Genomic DNA, 19198 nt, shown 5'->3' on the forward strand with positions numbered 1-19198 from the left:
TTAGTTGATATTTGTGGGCGGTTGGCTGATTTCTCCTTGCCTTTGGCTGATATTTCGGGAGTTTGGCTGATTCCCCACTCCCTTTGGCTGATATTTCAGGAGTTTGGCTGATTCTCTCTTCCTTTTGGCTGATATTTCAGGAGTTTGGCTGATTCCTCCCTCCTTTTGGCTGATATTTCGGCTCTTTGGCTGATTCTCTCTTCCTTTTGGCTGATATTTCGGCTCTTTGGCTGATTCCTCCCTCTCTTTGGCTGATTTCTTCAATTTTCTCCCCCCATTCAGCGCTTATTTTTCCAATCAACACAAAAAGTGCACGTAAAAATCAGCAAATTGATTTTTACGTGCACTTTTCTCTTATCTATATCTTATTTACAAGTATACAATCTTGCTTCATACGGTTTCAATGAAATAGAAGTAGTTGGCTCATGTTCTTCAACTGGGTAATTTGCTAACAGTAGATTTTCATGCTCCAATTCGACGACACGATTTTCAAACACTGCCTCTTCTGCTGATAAATTAGAAATGATCACCATCTTCTTATCATCTAGGGTCCGAGTATAAGCAAAAACCTGTTTATTCTCTTCATCCACTAAATCAAAAGTTCCATATGTTAAAATTGGACCTGATTTTTTCAACTCTATCATCTTCTTATAAAAATGATAGATAGAATCTGGATCTTGCTTTTGACTTTCCACATTGATATCTAAATAGTTTGGATTCATTCCCATCCAAGGTGTATGATCAGAAAAACCAGCATATTCATCACTTGACCATTGCATTGGAGTTCTGGAATTATCACGGCTAGTAGACCAAATAATCTCCATTACTTCCTTATGACTAAATCCTTCTTCCCGTTTCAATTTATACAGGTTTTTCGTTGCCACGTCATCATATTCCTCTATCGTAGGAAATTGAACATTTGTCATTCCTATTTCTTGCCCTTGATAAATGAATGGAGTTCCTTGCATAAAGAAATACATCATTCCTAACGCCTTGGCGCTTTCTTTCCAATATTCCTTATCGTTTCCCCATGTAGAAACAGATCTTGCTTTGTCATGGTTTTCAATAAACAAAGCATTCCATCCCTTGTTTTCTAAACCCTTTTGCCATTTATTTAAAACCTGTTTCAATTCCATAACATCGACGCCATAATTTTTTTCGTTATCCCATAAGTCTAAATGTTCAAATTGGAAAACCATATTAAATTTCCCTTTTGTTTCTCCAACCCATAGCTCTGCTTCTTCCACCTTTACACCATTGGCTTCTCCGACCGTCATAATATCATATTTAGCAAATGTCTCATTCTTTAACTCTTCTAAAAATGGTTGAATTCCTTCTACATTCATATGCTTATCAAAAGATGGGACATAGTCTAAGCCTAGTGGATTATCCATATCTTTTAATCCTTCTTCTTTTTTAATATGACTGATGGCGTCAATTCGGAAACCGTCAATACCTTTGTCAAGCCACCAATTAATCATATTGTATAGAGCTTTTCTTACTTCTTCATTTTCCCAATTTAAATCTGGCTGTTTTGTTGAAAAAATATGCATAAAATATTGTCCAGTTGCCTCATCCAGTTTCCAAGCAGAGCCTCCAAATATACTTTCCCAGTTGTTCGGCTCCTTCCCATCTACTCCATCTCTCCAAATATACCAGTCTCTTTTCGGATTATTTAAGGAAGACCGAGATTCTACAAACCATTCATGCTCATCACTTGTATGATTAATTACTAAATCAATAATTAACTTCATGCCACGTTGATGTACTTCATATAGAAGCAAGTCAAAATCATCCATTGTTCCAAACTCATCCATAATATCTTGATAATCACTAATATCATAGCCATTATCATCATTTGGCGATTTATACATTGGACAAATCCAAATACAATCAATCCCAAGTTCTTTTAAATAATCTAATTTAGTTATAATTCCCTTTAAATCCCCTATTCCATCTCCATTTGAATCCATGAAACTTCTAGGATAAATCTGATAAGCTACTGCCTCTTTCCACCACTTTTGAGTCACTATAATTTCTCCCTTTCTACATCTAATTTCTGTTTTATTACCACATTAAAGGTTGTTTTATTCCGCTACTCGACAACAAGAGTTTCTTTCCACCATTTTCGCAGGTACGGTAATTCGCTTAGTTACAGCATTAGGATATTTAATATCATCTAGTAAGCATTTGGTTGCTTCAACACCAAGCTGAAAAATATTAATATCGACACTTGTTAAGGAAGGCTTCATATACTTACCAGTTGAAATATTATTAAATGCGACAATGGATAAATCTTCTGGAATAGATATGGAAAGTTCCTCTGCATAGCTAATTAATTCAATCGCAATAAAATCATCTGAGACAACAAACGCTGTCGGTCGACTCTCCAAATTCAAAATCTCCATAAGCTTCTCTTTTGTTCGATCCACTAATTCCTTATCATAAATAATTAATTCTTTTTGATAAGCAATTCCATTTTCCTTTAATGCTTGCTTAAAACCTTTCAAACGATCAATCGTAAAAACCATTTCCATATTGGCTCCAATAAAGGCAATTTTCTGGTGACCTAATTGAATTAAGTACTCGGTAATTTGTTTCGTAATAAACACATTATCATTATCCACAAATGTAATTCTTTCAGCATTTTGATAGGGTCTCCCAATAACAGTAAATGGAAATTTATTTAGTAAAAGATAATCCATAATTTTGTCATTCGTTTTACTATATAATAGAATAATGCCATCTACCCTTTTTCCCTGTACCATCTCGATTACTTCCTGCAATATTTCCTCTTCGGATGCCCCAGTTGTTAAATAAATGCCAAACTGACTTTTTCTTGCTTCCAAGCTGATACCTCTTAAAACTTCTGGAAAAAATGGATTTTCTAGCACTCTCTCTGTCGAGTGTGGCATGACAATTCCGATTGTTTTCGTACTCTTAACTACTAAGCTTCTTGCTTGAAGGTTCGGATGATATCCTAATTCCTCCATTGCTTCCCGGACTTTGCGCTTCGTTTCATCACTTATTTTCGGATGATTCGCCAGTACCCTTGAAACAGTGGATGGAGAAACATTTGCTAATTTACCAACATCTTTAATGGTTACTGCCATACTTTCCCCTCCGTTATTTTCAGCACTACAATGGTAAACGCTATCATTTTATATTAAAAAAATTGTTTTATCATTCACCTTTTGTGCAAACGATTGCACTAACATATGTAGAATATACCATAGGAAGAGCTTTATATCAATAAAAAATATTTAGATGACAGGATTTATATTCCCTTTTTTTACAGTATAGGCACAGAGAATCACTCTCTGTGCCTATGTTGTCACATATATTCTCATTCATTATTGACTCTCTAGAAAAAAATCAGTCAATTTATTATCCTAACATTATTTGTCTATCGATTCTAATTCCTTTATCATCGGAGGATTTTCAAGTACCGTATCCATATAATTTCGTCCCCAGCTATACATAGCATCTAAAATGGGCATAAGCGATTTCCCTTCATCTGTTAAGGAATATTCTACTTTTGGAGGGACAACTGGATAGACAACTCGTTTTACTATATAGTCATTTTCTAACTCACGCAATTGGTTGACAAGCATACGCTGTGTAATTCCGGGAATTAAAGCTTTTAGTTCACCAAATCGCTTTGTTCCTTCTTTACCCAAATGCCAAAGGATTAGCATTTTCCATTTTCCGCCTATTATGCTTAAGGTTAGTTCTTTCTCACAATTAAATTCTTTGCCTGCCATTCGTTCCATCATCATTCCTCTTTCCTTAAATGATACTTAGTATACTTTTAGACACTATATAAAAAAAAAGTGCGTACTTACTTAAATGGATTATAAAACGTATAATAACGGTTGTACAGAAATTAGACATATTTCAGTCTTCTTTGTGCAAGATAAAACGAAAAAAAGAAAAGGAGCTAATCAAAATGAAATTACAATTAGCATTAGATTTAGTTAATATACCACAAGCAATCGAGGTTGTTTCTCAGGTTGAACAATATGTTGATATCGTTGAGATTGGTACACCTGTAGTAATAAATGAAGGTCTTCACGCTGTTAAGCAATTAAAAGAAGCTTTTCCTAATTTGTCTGTATTAGCGGACTTGAAAATTATGGATGCAGCTGGTTATGAAGTAAGCCAAGCGGTTAATGCTGGTGCTGACCTTGTCACTATTTTAGCTGTTGCTGAAGACGAATCCATTAAAGGTGCTGTTGCTGAAGCGAAAAAGCTTGGCAAAGAAATTCTTGTCGATATGATCGCTGTTAAAGATATTAAAACACGCGCACAACAACTTGATGAGTTTGGTGTTGATTACATTTGTGTTCATACTGGATATGACTTACAAGCAGTTGGTAAAAACTCTTTTGAAGATTTAAAAGCAATTAAGAGTGTTGTCAAAAATGCTAAAACTGCAGTTGCAGGTGGCATTAAACTAGAAACATTGCCAGAAGTGATTGCTGCTCAACCAGATTTAGTTATAGTTGGCGGAGGAATTACTAGCCAAGAGAACTTAAGTGAAGCTGCATCTAAATTTAAAGAACTAATTGCTCAAGGATAAGTAAATGAAAACAAGCGATTATCTTGACCAAGTCATTCAAGAATTAACGGAGGCAGGAGCACTTATTGCAAATGAGGACTTAGAAAAGCTTGTCGAACGTATTCTTCAATCAAAAAAAGTTTTCGTTTATGGAGCTGGCCGTTCTGGGTTTATGCTTAAATCATTTGCGATGCGAATGATGCACATGGGAATTGATGCTTACGTTGTTGGAGAAACGGTTACTGCTACTTATGAAAAGGGTGATCTTCTCATTGTAGGAACCGGTTCTGGTGAAACAAAAAGTATTATAACCATCGTAGAAAAAGCAAAAAGTATTGGTGGAAATATTATAGCCCTAACTATTTCTCCTGATTCTACTATTGGGAAGCTGGTTGATCAAGTTATTAAAATGCCTGGTTCACCAAAAGATCGAGAAAATAATGAAGCGAAAAGTATTCAGCCAATGGGTTCCTTATTCGAACAGTTACTCCTTATCGTCTTGGATAGTGTAATTTTAAAATACATGGAAATAAAAGAATTAGATTCCAGTAAAATGTATGGGAAGCATGCTAATTTAGAATAGATTTTTCTAAAAAAAGAAAAGGATAGATAAAGCATCCTTCATATGCTAAATCTATCCTTTTTCTTTTACTAATCAGAACCTCCACCACAGCTTGAACAGGAGCTATCAGAGGAGCAAGAGCTGTCTGATGAACAGAATACCGATCCAGTTCCACAGCTTGTGCAGCTTGCTGAACTATCACTACTCATTTTCATATAACTGGAAAATTCTGCGTAATGAAAATAAGATACAGATAAATAAGGAACAAGCATGGAATTGAATTTTTGTTCCCTTTTACTTTTTTTCATTTTGTCATAGATGGTACTTTTTTGATAATCTCTAACCTTCTTTACCGATTTTTTCATAGCGGTAATCAGCGCATAAATAGTAGTATGATATTTCGTATCCGTTTTAAAATATCGATTAAATAATTCGTCTTCAGATAAGTTTTTAAAGTCTTCGATAATAGTTGGATGAACAGGATATCGAAAAAATCCCTTATATAAATAGATATTCTCTTTTCTTATAAGAAAAAGTTCTGCATAAACCCAATCAAAAAATCCTCGTAAATCAGGATTAGATTTCCCTTTTACATTAGGACTGTGATGGAGAGTTGAGCCTAAGTATTTATGGGAGAAATCCTTATATTCTCGGGTAAACATGAGCATCTGATGCCATAATTCATCAACTTTCACACTAAACATAGGAGATTCTTTTAAAAGAGAGGTTAAAACAAAATATCGTTTTAAATCAAGTAAGCGCCATTCATACTCATTTTCTCTTAACTTGTTCTCTCTCCTTACTCGTTCTTCTACATTTTCCATATAACTTCTAGTAAGAGATTGTTCTAGGTCATCACTTAGTTTTTTTAATCCTTTAATTGGCTGAATCTCTAATACTTTAGGAGATGCGCCAAATTTAAAGGTGAGTCTTGTGCGCAAAAATAGAATAATCCAAATCATAATAACGGTAAGTAGAAGCAGCCATGCCATGCCATCTCATCTCTCCCCTTCCAATTAACGGCATTATCTAATTTATAAAGATTAAATTAGAGATTAATAATACGAACTTTATTATGTAAAGTTCCGCCTTTACATTTTTTTAATATTTTATTAATATTAAAACATTTAACTAGAAGCTTATAAAAAATACACCACTAATGGCTAAGTGGTGTACGCATAAAATAATATGTGTAAATTCTTAATTCCCTTGTTATGGGAATTAAGAATTGGTATAATCACTCTATTCTTTTAGCATAAATAATATAACGCTGCGGTGCATTGCCAACAAAGCGAAATGGATAGCATGTTGTCAGGATAAGTTCTTCTTGTGTATCATCTAGTGTAATAATTGATTGATCATCGGCCTCGACTATTTTAGTGGCAGTGATTTGATAAGAGAATTCTCCATATGGTAAAACAATTTTAAGCTCGTCGCCTATTTCTAATTCTCCTGCTCTCCTAAAGACCGTATCACGATGGCCCGATAAGACGATTTGTCCATTTTCATCTGGATAGAAGCTGCCTTTATAATGTCCAACCCCTTTTTCCAAATCATCTGGATCTGTTCCTTCTACAATTGGTAATTCCCCATCAATTTTGTCGATCTTTAATAGTCCAACAGCATCTCCAATAGATGGGACAAAACGTTTACTTTCTTTATCCACCCACTTTTCATTCCCTTTGTTAATGGCTGCCTTAGCTTCGGATAAAGAATTCTTAGTTTGCGCTTTCGTATCCATAATATTCCAAACGCCATATCCAATAAAAAGTACTCCACCTAATATAAGCAGGAGGGATAACCATCTAGTCCACTTCATATCATCCTATGCCTTTCTTTTATAGTTTATTAAAACAACTATTTCTTATTACGAACAATACTATTGCTACTTTGATTAAATTGTAAGCTATTGTTACAGTATCTGGCAATAGCTTTCCTTCTCTACTATTGTATAAATGGTAATTACTTATACTAAAGATAACTTAATCATGTGAAATTTATATTAGTCAATTGTAAATTTATCAATTGAAATAGAGAATTTCGTAATCTATTAATGTCTATTAAAAAAAGGACCACATGTAAATGAACGATGTGATCCAATACTATCTTTATTTAGAAACAGCTATCGCTTCTGCTATATTTGCAGCGTGATCTCCTACTCTTTCTAGATTGCTAATGATATCGACAAAAACAATTCCTGCATCCCCACTACATTTTCGTTCATTCAAGCGACTGATATGCTTTTTTCGATATCTTTTCTCCATTTTATCAATCTCTTCTTCATTCGTAATAGCTTTTTTAGCAAGCTCCTTATCATTTGCAAAAAAGCTTTCATATGAAGTTTTTAGCGTTTCCACTGTAAAATCATACATTTCTTCTAATTCTACTTTTGCATCTGCTGAAAATTCTACTTTTTTATTGATTTTATACTCTACAAGCTCTACGATATTTTCCATATGATCCCCGATTCTTTCAATATCTCTAATAGAATCAACTAAAATAGAAAATTCTTCACTTTCATGAGGTGTAAGAGCTTTAGATGAAAGTTCGACTAAATATTTGGTAATTTCTTTATCTAAATTATTTATCCCTTGTTCGTATTGCAGTGCTTTTTCTTTATATTTCTTTTCTCCAGTCTGCAAATATTTAAATGTTTCTTCTAAACCTTTTATCGAGAATTCCTTCATTCTCTCTAGCTCTTCCTTTGCTTGTCCTAAAGCAATCGAAGGAGAATGCTCAATAAATGTTGTATTTAAGTGCTGAGGCTTCGTAATAATTGCTCCATCGTCTCCAGGAATTAACTTTGTCACAAGCCAAGCTAGTGCAAAGATAAAAGGAAATTGAATAATTGTATTGGATACATTGAATATCCCATGCGCAAAGGCAATTGTCATTGGTTCATTTAATCCAAGAACACCCTGTAAATACGAAATAAAATGCGTAAATGGCACCAAAATTATTACAAATATCACTGTCCCAATAATGTTAAAGAGTACATGCACCATCGCCGCTCTTTTTGCAGCTACAGAAGCACCAATGGCAGCAAGAATTGCTGTAATTGTTGTTCCGATATTATCTCCAAATAATACTGGTAAAGAGGCTTTCAGCGATATAGCATCGGTTGCAAATAACTCTTGTAAAATTCCAATAGTGGCACTAGAACTTTGAACAATTAATGTTAAGACTGTTCCAACTACTACTCCTAAAATTGGATTGTTACTCATATTTACTGTTAATTCATGAAATGCTTCTAAAGAACGTAACGGCTTCATGCCTGTACTCATTAATTCTAATCCATAAAACAATGCTCCAAAACCAAATACAACTTGTCCTAATGAAGTAATTTTTGTATTTTTAAAGAAGAATAAAAGAACAGCACCCGCTGCAATAATTGGTAAGGCATATGCTCCAATATCAATTCCAATAATAAAAGCCGTAACCGTCGTACCTATATTTGCCCCCATAATAACCCCAATGGCTTGGCGTAAGGTCATGAAGCCAGCACTTACTAATCCTACCGTTATGGCTGTTGTTCCTGAGCTGGACTGAATTAAGACCGTTACAAAAATCCCAGCCAATACTCCCATAAACGGGTTTGTCGTAAACCGGTCTAAAATTTCTTGAAGACGATCACCTGCAGCATTCTGCAAACCATCTCCCATATATTTAATACCAAAAAGAAATACCCCTAACCCTCCAAGAAACTGGAAGATCATCTCTTGATAATTTATTTCCAAATGTTTGTCCCCCCCTAAATCCTTATACTGTTAAGACAGATACCAAGTTATCATAACAACACTCGACAAGAATTTACACTATCCTTGAATATTATTTACATGAAATTAATATCGTTTACGAAAAATTTACATTTAATTTTTAAAAGAATAATTGACATTTTTTACTTTGTTTAAAACACAGAGAAAGCGTTTAATATATAAATCCATAAAAAATTCGGTTTTTATCCAATTCCTCTTGAAATGTTTTATGTTAAGATAGTAATGTTTTTCCTTATAGATTTCAGGAAAGAATTATCTTGCAAGGAGCGTAATACCATGATTGATAAATTAAAACCAATTCCCTCTTTATCTTCTAATTCCGTATTCTTAGCCGCTTTATTGGGAATGGTTGGCGGCTTTTTAGATGCGTATACTTTTATTAGCAGGGACGGCGTATTCGCCAATGCGCAAACAGGGAATATTGTTTTGTTTGCAGTGAACGCAGCAACTGGCGAATGGAGAGAATCCCTTCATTATATTCCCCCATTAATAGCTTTTGTTTTAGGAGTGCTAGTCTCAGAAATTGTGAAGATTCCTTCTTTAAGAGAGATCTTATACAGCTATAGACGGTCGATTCTAATATTGGAATGTATTGTCTTAATTATCGTCGGCTTCTTGCCGGCATCTGTACCAAACATTATTGTGACAACAAGTATTTCCTTTGTATCATCCTTACAAATATCTACTTTTAATAAACTCGATAAATGGGCCTATAATTCTACAATGACTACAGGTAATTTACGAACTGCGACGCAAGCGGCTTATGCTGCTTTTATCAAGCAAAGTCAAGAGGCAAGAACCCAATTTAAAGAGTTTTCCCTTATAATCGGCTCTTTTATTTTCGGAGCGTTACTAGGAACGTTTACAACCTCTCAATTTGGCACTAAAGCTATCTGGATATCTGCCATCATTTTAATTATTGCATTAGTTCTCTATCATAAAGATAAAGGATATATTCGTAAGCGTTGTGCAAAATAATTAATGTGAAATAAAAAGGAGAAAGGCTGATTATCGGCAGCCTTTCTCCTTTTTATTTGCTATTCATAAGGCTATATAGTTCCTCCCATCTTCTTTCCAGCCCTTCCTTTTCCGATAAAAATTGTGCTAAGCTCTCCCATTCCGTCTCTGTTTCTATTCTTCTCTCTACTTCTGAAATCTTCTTTTCCAATCCTTCTAGTTCATTTGCCAAATCCACTAGATTAACGGCTGATTCGGTTCTTTGGCTTTTCTTAATCGGCTGCATCTTTTTTTTCGATGTTATTGTTTCGTCTATATGCACTTGTGTCCTTTTCCTTTCCTGTGACTTTTCTCGTGCATACGTATAATTTCCTTCATAGCATTGAATCTCTTGTGACTCAATCCAATAAATCTTCTGAAAAAGCTTATTTAAAAAATAGCGATCATGGGAAACAGCCAGTATAGTACCATCAAAATTCTCAAGAGCGTCTTCCAATACTTCACGAGAATCAATATCTAAATGATTCGTTGGTTCATCTAAAACAAGCAGATTAATTTCTTGATGCATCAGCTGGGCTAATCGTAGCCTCATTCTTTCTCCGCCACTTAAATTGGCAGTCTTTCGAAAAACAGAATATCCATAAAAGAGAAATTGCGCTAAAATATGTCGTGCCTCCCCTTCTGTCACAGATACTGCATTTCGAAAAGCCTCGATAACTGTTTCTCCTTCCATTTCTGTTAAGGTATGCTGAGAAAGATAACCGATTTTAACATTACTTCCAATCTTGATTTCTCCTTCATCTGCCTTGATTTGCTGAAGAATCATTTTTAATAAAGTTGATTTCCCTGTACCATTCTCTCCAATAATAGCTGCCCTATCCTTGTAGCTAATCTTTATCTGTACATCTTTAAATAAGATTTGCCCTCCAAAACTTTTTGAAACATTGCGAAGTTGAATTACGTCCTTCCCACTTCGATCACTTGATTCCATTTCAAAATTCATTTTCTTTCTATTAATAATTGGACGGGCTAATTTTTCCATCCTCTCTAAAGCCCGTTCCATGTTTCGCGCACGCTTATGAAGTCCTTCATTAGGCGGGTTGGCACGATTGGCCCATTCGCGCAAGCGTTTAATCGCTTCCCTCATTTTCTTGATTTTCTTTTGCTGTTCCTCGTATGCTTGAAATTCTCTTAAAAGCCTTTCTTCCTTTTCCTTCGTAAAATTAGTGAAATTAGTATGATAGGTCGTTACTTCTCCATCCTCTAAATCGATAACTTTTTGAATTACTTCATCTAAAAAGTAGCGATCATGTGAAATAAGTAAAATGGTTCCACTATAATCTTGAAGAAACCTTCCTAGCCACTCCACTGCCATTAAATCTAAATGGTTTGTCGGCTCATCTAATAAAAGGAAATCTGGTTCTTCCAGAAGAATCATGGCTAAACCAATTTTAGTTCGTTCTCCTCCACTTAAATCTCCATATTTTTTGTTTACTAAATGCTGAATATTTAACCCGTTTACAATCTTTTCAATCTTGGCATCCATCTCATACCCGCCAGCATTTGTAAAAAATTCTTGCAGTTTTCCATACTCCTCGATTAAAAGCTGTAATTGGCTTGGAGAGTTGTCCTTCGCCATTTCCTGCTCCATCTGTTTCATCTTCTCTTCGATGATAACTAGATTTGAAAATGCTTGCTTTAAAACATCTTTTGCCATCCATTCTGGTTTAAATTCTGGTATTTGTTCTAAATACCCAATTTTCATGCCTTTTTTCCAATGTATTTGCCCAGCATCTGGTGTTTCCTTCCCAGCTAGAAGCCTAAACAAGGTTGTCTTGCCACTTCCGTTTCTGCCAACAAGACCTACTTTTTCCTTATCCTTGATCTCTATAGAAATATCTTCAAATATCGTGTTTCCTCCATACATTTTCGCTATCTTATTTACGCTGCAAATAATCATTTTACCGCTCTCCTTTGTTATGATTATCTCTTTTCCCAACCTCTAAACGGACGATTCCAGTCCATTTAAAGCAACACAAAAAGCCATGGAAAACAATTTCTCCATGACTTATCTGCTATAGAAAAGACCTATCCTCTTTTCTATCCATATAACCTGCTACATCTATGGCTATAAAAAATTTCCATGTACTTTTCTAAAGACTTCTGATTTTCGAAAATCCATGCAAAAAGGAGCGCATGAAAATGCACTCCTTTTACCGTCCATATAGATGTGGGTAAGAGATGTTTTCACCGTTTTAATTTGCTATTTAGTTGTTTAAAAAAGGGCACACTTATCCCGTTAACAACTACAATCGCAAATTTCGCACGGTTAATATAGAGACTTTCCATCATATAACCTTGCACTAAAACGGTTGAACTTAACATCCTTTCCCACCTCTTTTCTTTGTATGATAAATTTATTATACCTTTATCAGACATACTTCACAAGAAAAATCAGTAAACTTCGAATCAAAATAATATTCACTAATTTATCAAGTATCTTTCTATCGAAGATGCCTTCTTGTTAAAAGGCAAAGCAGTCGATATAATAATATGAAAACAACGTTGTTATTTTTATTTATGAATGAATCGGAGGGGTGAAGATGAGTGTCACCATTAAAGATATAGCTAAAAGCGCGGGAGTAAGCTATTCCACTGTTTCAAAGGCACTTCGCGATAGTCCATTAGTAAAAAAACCTACGAAGGATCTCATTATGGCAGTTGCTAAGGAATTAGGTTACCAACCCAATATTGCAGCAAGAAGCCTCGTTTCCAAAAAATCTTTTACTATTGGTGTTGTTTGGCCTACCATTGAACAAACCGTTCTCTCAAAGCTTATTACAACTATTAACAAGGAATTGGAGGAGCTTTCTTATACAACATTGATATCTATAAATGAAGTAGAGTCTGCTTTAAAAATCTTCAGCCGCTATCAAGTAGATGCCATACTAGCATTTGATACTAGTCAATCCATTGTTTCTTCTCATTCAGCTGTTCCTATTGTTATGCATGGACTAGCAAATAAGCAAACGCCTTATCCTGTTATTGATGTAAATCGCCAAAAAGCAACTTATCATGCGGTACAATATCTTCATAAGATTGGTCATCATTATATTAGCTATATTGGAGATGTAGAAAGTGATGAACTGCAAAAAGAAAAGGTCAAGGGTTTTGAAGAGGCGATTTTAGAGTTAGAATTACCGACTTTTTCTTTTCAAAAAATACGAGTGAATAATTTTGATCAATATGACGGTTATGAGGCTGCTAAGCAATTACTTACTTTACCTAAACGGCCAACTGCCATTCTTACAGGAAGTTATGATCTTGCGCGCGGTGCTCTTCAAGCTATTTCTGAATCTAAACTATCCATACCAAATGATATTTCTATTATTAGTTATGATAACTTTCCAGCACTAGAGCATTTTGATATGCCCTTATCGACAGTCGGAGTTCCATTAGACAAAATTAGTAAAAAAACGATTGAAATATTGATGAAAGTGATTAATGACGAAGAAGTAGAAACTAAAATTTTTATGGAACCAGAATTAAAAATTACAAATTCCTGCACAAATTATCCTAGATAAAAAGAGGAGACTTCTATGAAATTAGAAATTTCCTCTTACAAACTATCACTTTATCTAAAATCTCACCAATGAATCTAGTTTTACCGGCATGCCAGTTTTTATAGAAATATTTCCGGCAATTCCTGTTAAGATAGATTTCACGCCGTCAATATGGGTGGCGGCACGATGAAACCGATCCTCGATTGGTTCCCCAAAAATGTCTCGAAGTAAAACAGGATCTCCACCGCCATGCCCCCCTTCCCCCTCATTAATCTCTACCTCATAAGGCTTTCCTAGCATTGGATGAACAGTTATACTCATGGAGGATAGCGCCCCTTCCTCCTCTTTATTCCCACCAGAATTAACATACGATTTTTCGATTACTTTCATTTCAATTCTTCCTTTTGTTCCATTAAAGGCAACATTAAACCCTTCCCACGGTGCATAAGCATGTAAAGAGTACGTAAGAATTGCTTTGTTTTTAAACTTAGCTATTAATCCTAATGTGTCTTCGGTGCTAATGCCATCTCCAAACACACTTTGATCTCGCTGATACCCATCTTCTTTTTCGGCATTCAGATACATTTCCTTTAAGTGTTCATTTTTTTCTAAGTGTAAGGCAAAATGATCCGATATTGCATATTTACTGCCATAAGCTCTTTGATAAAACTTAGTTTCCCCACGTTTCTCCGCATTTTCTCTTCCATAAAACATCAAGTCCCCCATTGCTAAAACAGTATCTGGATAGGACTGCAGCCAGAAATTAACAAGATCAAAATGATGGGTTGATTTATGAACAAGCAAGCCGCCACTATTCCGTTTATCTCGATGCCATCTTCTAAAATAATCTGCTCCATGCTCTGTATTCAGTAGCCATTCAAAATGTACAGCATGCACATCTCCAATTACTCCATCTTCAATTAATTCTCTAATTTTGGTATTATGGGGAGCATAGCGATAGTTAAAAGTTACTCGTAGTTTTCTATTTGTACGTTTCACTGCATCTAAAATAGACTGTGCCTTTTCTTCATCAATCGTCAATGGCTTTTCTGTAATAACGTCACATCCCAATTCCATCGCCTTTATAATATATGTATGATGGGTGCGATCCATTGTTGTAACAATGCAGTAATCTGGGGTTTGGTCTTTCAGCATTTGTTCAAATTGATCTGCTGTATATGTTGGTACCTTTTTATAATTATACTTTGATTCTAATAGATGGTTGGCATAAGCCATTCTCGTTTGATTTAAATCACAAAAACCTACTAAATCGGCCGTATCTCGAAAATCCCGCGCTATTGCTCCATAAAAAAATTCTGCCCGTCCACCTGTACCAACTAATGCATATGTTTTCTTCTTCATGATTTTTCCTCCTTATTGTTTAACCATTTTGCTTATTGCCTAACATAAACTAAATGAACTCTTTTTTGTTTTTAGCCACATCAATAATCATCAGAAACTTTGCATATACGGAACACACACAAAGAAAACGATTACATTTTATAGATAAATAATGAAGCTATCTGATGTGCACCATCTACAATTGAGGATATCAAAAAATAGAGAGAATAACCAAAATAACAACGTTGTTATTTTGATTATAAAGGAACTATCCCTAAATATCAATCTTCTAAAAGTATCCTTTTGTCATATCCTTAAAAAAAAATACAACATAGTTAAATTGCTAGCTCCTAATACTACTTGGTTATTAGGAGCTATAATCATCATATTTAGGACTTTATTATTTTGTAGCTATATGCCGGAATTTTATATGTTCCCTCCTCTAACTTTTTCTTACTTTCCCATTCCCAACTATTTTCTGGTACGGTTATTTCACCAGTTCCTCCATCCATATTTATCGCAAACCAGTAGGTGGCATTCCCTCCAACTCTCGGGATAAGAACCGTTCCAGGAGTGGCTTTTATTTCCCTTTTAATAGCTGCTGTTTCTGCATAATGTTGAATTAATGCCTCAAGCATTTCTTCTCCTGATTTGCCAAGTGGCAAACTGCCAAGCATGACTATTTTCCCTTTGCCCCTTTTAGTCTCTTTGATAAATGCCCTTCCAGCACCAAGTCCTTCTTTGATTAAGCCAATATTTCCTCCTTTATCAGTATTAAAAATTGAGCTCCATAAGCCTAACTCTGCCGTGATTCCAAACGCTTCCCCTATTGTATTCGTTCCATCTAATGGATTTGTAAATAAAGCCTCCGTACCTGCTGCCTTTTCGAGCTCGCCAAGTGCACAATTCGTATGGATAGTATGTTCACTCGTACGTCCTGCGGTAAGGGGGCCGACAATCCATATTCCTCCTTTTTCAACAAATGTTTCAGCTCTTTTTATATACTCTGTTGAAAGATAAGGATTAAATGGGGTAAACAATAGTTTATAATCGTCTAAGTCTGTTTTTTCCATAATCAAGTCACGTTGAATCCCTAAAGAAAGGAAGCGTTCATAAAAACTCGTTAACATCTGTTTATATTGAACTCCATTAAATGGCTCTGTTTGAAAATAGGCTTTAGCCCGGTCCGAATAGCAAATCGCCACCTCTGCTTGCTTTGGCTTCGTCCGAAGCAGAAGCGGTTCTAATTCTTTTCGAATTCGTTCTACTTCTAATACATTTTTATAACCAATTGTTGGTTTTCCCCAAGCACTAATAACAGAACTATGAGAAATCTCACAACCGCTTCGCTGTTGCCTCCAAAGCCAGTAGCAAAAACCTTCAGCTCCTGCAGCATAAGCATATGCTGCTTCTGCCTGCAAATAACCATCTAAATGTGGGTTTGCATATCTTTCCAGTGAGGCACTAAAAGAAGTACTTGTTTCCATCAGCCAAAATGGTCTATCTTTCTTTATATTTCTATACAAATCACACAGCATCATAAAGGAACTAGCATTTTCCTGGACCGCATATGTATCAAAAGAGGCAAAATCTAGAGTTTCAAACAACAATGCTTGATCCAGATCAAAAAAGACTGTTGCATTATGTGTAATAGGCGCATTTGAATGTTGACGAATAATAGCTGCTTGCTCTGTTGCAAACTCTGCTATTTTCTCATGTGTGAATAATTTATACATTGTTGATAAAGATGCGTTATGCAAGAAAGGTGTTTGTTTAGGCTGTGGAATTTGTTCAAATGTTTGATAGTATTGGCTCCATATTTGTGTGCCCCATGCTACATTTAAATTTTCAATCGTTTCATACTTTTGTTTTAGCCAACGATGCCATTCAGATTTACAAGTATCACAAAAGCACTCTCCAACATGACATTTAAATTCGTTATCTAACTGCCAGGCAATGATACCAGGCATCTCTCCTAACTCCTTTGCCAGTGTCTCCGTAATAATGGCTGCCTTTTCACGAAAATAGCCATTATTTGTACAAACGTGCTGCCTTGCTCCATGGCTCATAATAGTACCATTTTTATCTACATGCATACGTTCTGGATGTTGATAGGACATCCAAATTGGTGGTGTTGCAGTCGGTGTGCAGAGGATAGTATCAATACCATTATCTTTCAATTTCTTAATCACTTCTTTCAAAAAAGATACATTCACATTTCCTTCTTCTTTCTCGATAAAGGACCAAATAAATTCACCTATACGCACCACATTAATTCCTACTTCTTTCATTAGTTGGATGTCTTCTTCTATAATTTTTTGATCCCATAGCTCAGGATAGAAAGCCGCACCATGATATAGCTTTTGCAAATTTATTTCCTCCTCTTTATAACTGTCTGCTAACAATAAGTGTATAAAAATTCGGATAGACATAAAATAGCTAATGACTGTCCATATGGCATCGTAGTCATCGGAATTTGGCGATAAAATTCCAGTGTTTCTCCCATTCCAGTTCCTACTGATACTTTTTGTAAAGCACCTTGTTCATTTATTTCTTGGATAATTGCCTGTACTGCCTTTAAAGCAATCTCTTTATATTCCGAGCCAATGTACCTTTTGTGAACTGCTTTCAATATTCCGTACGCAAAGCCAGCCGTGGCGGATGCCTCTAAATAGGAGGATCGGTCGGTAATCAAGGTATGCCACATACCTGTTTCATGTTGATATTCTTTTAATGTCTCTATCTGCCTAGTTAGTGTCTCTAATAAATATTCACGAAAGAAATCTCCCTTTGGCAGTTCAAGCAAATCGATTATTTCAGGAATAGCAATGGTAATCCAGCAATTACCTCGTGCCCATAGAGCCTCTGCAAAATGGTGATCCTCCTCAAACGTCCAGCCATGGAACCATAATCCTGTTTTTCGATCACAAAGATATTTTGTATGAATAAGAAACTGCTTTTTCGCTTCTTCTATATACATTTGGTTACGAAGCAGTTTTCCAATTTTTGCAAGAGGTAAAACAGTCATCATTAGTGTATCATCCCATAGCTGATTTTTATTTTCAGGTCCATAGGTCATGTGCTGAAGTCCATCTTCTTTTGTCCTTGGCATTTCATATAGCACCCAGTCAGCCCACTTCTCTAAATAAGGTAAATACGTTTGATCCCTTGTATCTTCATAGAGGTATGCCAAGGTAAGCAGAGGCGCCATCGTATTGACATTTTTAGGTGGAACTCCCTCTTTTAATCTTCGGTAATACCATTCTGTGATTATTTGCTTTGCCTTTTGATCATTCGATATTTTCCAATAATTATAGATTCCATATAAGCCTACACCCTGTGGCCAATTCCATACTTCCCAGCTTTTATCATCCACCACAACTCCATCAAAATGTAGTAAGTACTCACCTGTTTGATCTTTAATACTCGCTAAATTCTCCATCAACTTTTCTATCGAACCAACCACTTTTTGTTTTTCTAACAAAAGTCCTGTATCAACCATCTCTTTCCCTCCATGTAAAGAATAAAGAAAATGTTCAGTTATAAAGATTTCTTTTCCCAGTGCTATTTCAAGCCACTTGTACTGATACCTTCCACAATATACTTTTGGAATAAGAAAAATATCAAAATAACTGGTAATAATGAGACAACAGACATGGCAAACATTGCTCCCCAATTTGATGCTGATTCTGTATCTAAAAATAATTTTAAAGCTAGGGAAACTGGATATAATTCTGCTTTATTTAAATATAAAACCGGATTGATTAAATCTTCCCATTTCCAATAAAACGAAAAAATAGCAGAGGTAGCTAACGCCGGTGTTATCAAAGGTAATATGATGCGAAAGAAGATACTAAAGCGGCCGCATCCATCTATTCTAGCTGCTTCATCTAACTCTACAGGGATGGTACGAATAAACTGGACAATTAAAAAGATGAAAAAGGCATGCCCAAAAAACTGTGGAACAACGATTGGTTTAAAACTATTTATCCAGCCTATTTTGGCAAAGATGATATATTGAGGAATCATTAATACTTCATGTGGAAGCATCATCGTCACCATCATGCATGCAAACCAAAAGCTTTTGCCTTTAAACTGAATTCTCGCGAATCCATAAGCGATTAGCGCAGACGAAACTACCGCGCCAATGGTGGAAAGTCCAACAATAATCAAAGAGTTTTTAATAAAAGTACCAAAGGACTGTCCAGCAATTCCCTGCCATCCATCTGCATAGTTGGTCCAAATAAATTTTTCCGGAATAAGCGAATGAGCAGTAACAAAGATAGAAGAACTTTCTTTAAAGGAGCTCACAATTAACCATATGACAGGATAGAGCATGATAATAGCAATGATGCTAGTAATCAGATGAAAAAGTATTTTTTTCGGTCTGATTTTTTTCCTTTTCTTTTCTATTGTTGGCCTGATGTCTGGTTCGATA

General features: G+C 35.4%; 17 protein-coding genes. 4 read left to right on the forward strand and 13 right to left on the reverse strand.

Annotated features, from left to right (window positions below; translation table 11 throughout):
• The 4 genes from C2I06_RS12965 to hxlR form a co-directional block, all read right to left on the reverse strand.
• Positions 1–264, reverse strand: a complete 264-nt coding sequence (locus C2I06_RS12965) for a hypothetical protein (protein WP_123258166.1) — start codon at positions 262–264, stop codon at positions 1–3.
• A gap of 101 nt (positions 265–365) precedes the next feature.
• Positions 366–2030, reverse strand: a complete 1665-nt coding sequence (locus C2I06_RS12970) for a glycoside hydrolase family 13 protein (RefSeq protein WP_123258167.1) — start codon at positions 2028–2030, stop codon at positions 366–368.
• Positions 2031–2087: 57 nt separating this feature from the next.
• Positions 2088–3113, reverse strand: coding sequence for a LacI family DNA-binding transcriptional regulator (locus tag C2I06_RS12975; RefSeq protein ID WP_123258168.1), 1026 nt, complete (start codon positions 3111–3113; stop codon positions 2088–2090).
• A gap of 285 nt (positions 3114–3398) precedes the next feature.
• On the reverse strand, positions 3399–3773 hold the full coding sequence (gene hxlR, locus C2I06_RS12980; RefSeq protein ID WP_095330446.1) for a transcriptional activator HxlR: 375 nt from the start codon (positions 3771–3773) through the stop codon (positions 3399–3401).
• Between the two features lie 176 nt (positions 3774–3949).
• Between hxlR and hxlA the strand changes: the two genes are divergently transcribed.
• Both hxlA and hxlB read left to right on the forward strand, forming a co-directional pair.
• Positions 3950–4582, forward strand: coding sequence for a 3-hexulose-6-phosphate synthase (hxlA, locus tag C2I06_RS12985; protein ID WP_123258169.1), 633 nt, complete (start codon positions 3950–3952; stop codon positions 4580–4582).
• 4 nt (positions 4583–4586) lie between these two features.
• Positions 4587–5144, forward strand: a complete 558-nt coding sequence (gene hxlB / locus C2I06_RS12990) for a 6-phospho-3-hexuloisomerase (protein WP_123258170.1) — start codon at positions 4587–4589, stop codon at positions 5142–5144.
• Positions 5145–5212: 68 nt separating this feature from the next.
• On the opposite strand, the gene C2I06_RS12995 is transcribed toward hxlB, so the two are convergent.
• The 3 genes from C2I06_RS12995 to C2I06_RS13005 all read right to left on the reverse strand — a co-directional run bounded on the left by C2I06_RS12995 (position 5213) and on the right by C2I06_RS13005 (position 8860).
• Positions 5213–6115 (reverse strand): glycine-rich domain-containing protein, encoded by a 903-nt coding sequence (locus C2I06_RS12995; RefSeq protein WP_095330443.1) that lies wholly within the window; start codon positions 6113–6115, stop codon positions 5213–5215.
• A 245-nt stretch (positions 6116–6360) separates the two neighbouring features.
• The gene (locus tag C2I06_RS13000) at positions 6361–6942 is read right to left on the reverse strand and encodes a class D sortase (protein WP_095330442.1); all 582 of its coding nucleotides are present in this window, start codon (positions 6940–6942) and stop codon (positions 6361–6363) included.
• Between the two features lie 289 nt (positions 6943–7231).
• On the reverse strand, positions 7232–8860 hold the full coding sequence (locus tag C2I06_RS13005) for a Na/Pi cotransporter family protein (RefSeq protein WP_171509906.1): 1629 nt from the start codon (positions 8858–8860) through the stop codon (positions 7232–7234).
• A 315-nt stretch (positions 8861–9175) separates the two neighbouring features.
• On the opposite strand from C2I06_RS13005, the gene C2I06_RS13010 reads away from it, so the two are divergent.
• Positions 9176–9877 (forward strand): YoaK family protein, encoded by a 702-nt coding sequence (locus C2I06_RS13010; protein ID WP_095330441.1) that lies wholly within the window; start codon positions 9176–9178, stop codon positions 9875–9877.
• A gap of 52 nt (positions 9878–9929) precedes the next feature.
• Here C2I06_RS13010 and abc-f read toward each other — a convergent pair whose 3' ends face one another.
• Positions 9930–11816: a ribosomal protection-like ABC-F family protein gene (gene abc-f, locus C2I06_RS13015; RefSeq protein WP_123258171.1), complete on the reverse strand. Its 1887-nt coding sequence runs from the start codon at positions 11814–11816 to the stop codon at positions 9930–9932.
• Between the two features lie 287 nt (positions 11817–12103).
• Positions 12104–12241, reverse strand: a complete 138-nt coding sequence (locus tag C2I06_RS25040) for an RAxF-45 family protein (protein ID WP_164463690.1) — start codon at positions 12239–12241, stop codon at positions 12104–12106.
• Positions 12242–12459: 218 nt separating this feature from the next.
• On the opposite strand from C2I06_RS25040, the gene C2I06_RS13020 reads away from it, so the two are divergent.
• Complete coding sequence (locus C2I06_RS13020; protein WP_095330439.1) at positions 12460–13440, forward strand: LacI family DNA-binding transcriptional regulator; 981 nt, start codon at positions 12460–12462, stop codon at positions 13438–13440.
• Positions 13441–13494: 54 nt separating this feature from the next.
• Here the strand turns inward: C2I06_RS13020 and C2I06_RS13025 are convergent, their stop codons facing one another.
• The 4 genes from C2I06_RS13025 to C2I06_RS13040 all read right to left on the reverse strand — a co-directional run bounded on the left by C2I06_RS13025 (position 13495) and on the right by C2I06_RS13040 (position 19197).
• On the reverse strand, positions 13495–14781 hold the full coding sequence (locus C2I06_RS13025) for a Gfo/Idh/MocA family oxidoreductase (protein WP_123258172.1): 1287 nt from the start codon (positions 14779–14781) through the stop codon (positions 13495–13497).
• 368 nt (positions 14782–15149) lie between these two features.
• Complete coding sequence (locus C2I06_RS13030) at positions 15150–17129, reverse strand: beta-galactosidase (protein ID WP_164463691.1); 1980 nt, start codon at positions 17127–17129, stop codon at positions 15150–15152.
• 29 nt (positions 17130–17158) lie between these two features.
• Positions 17159–18262: a beta-galactosidase BglB gene (gene bglB, locus C2I06_RS13035; RefSeq protein ID WP_123258174.1), complete on the reverse strand. Its 1104-nt coding sequence runs from the start codon at positions 18260–18262 to the stop codon at positions 17159–17161.
• 62 nt (positions 18263–18324) lie between these two features.
• On the reverse strand, positions 18325–19197 hold the full coding sequence (locus tag C2I06_RS13040) for a carbohydrate ABC transporter permease (RefSeq protein WP_235850283.1): 873 nt from the start codon (positions 19195–19197) through the stop codon (positions 18325–18327).
• Between the last annotated feature and the right edge of the window lies 1 nt (position 19198).

The sequence above is a fragment of the Niallia circulans genome (assembly GCF_003726095.1).
Classification (GTDB): domain Bacteria; phylum Bacillota; class Bacilli; order Bacillales; family Cytobacillaceae; genus Niallia; species Niallia circulans_A.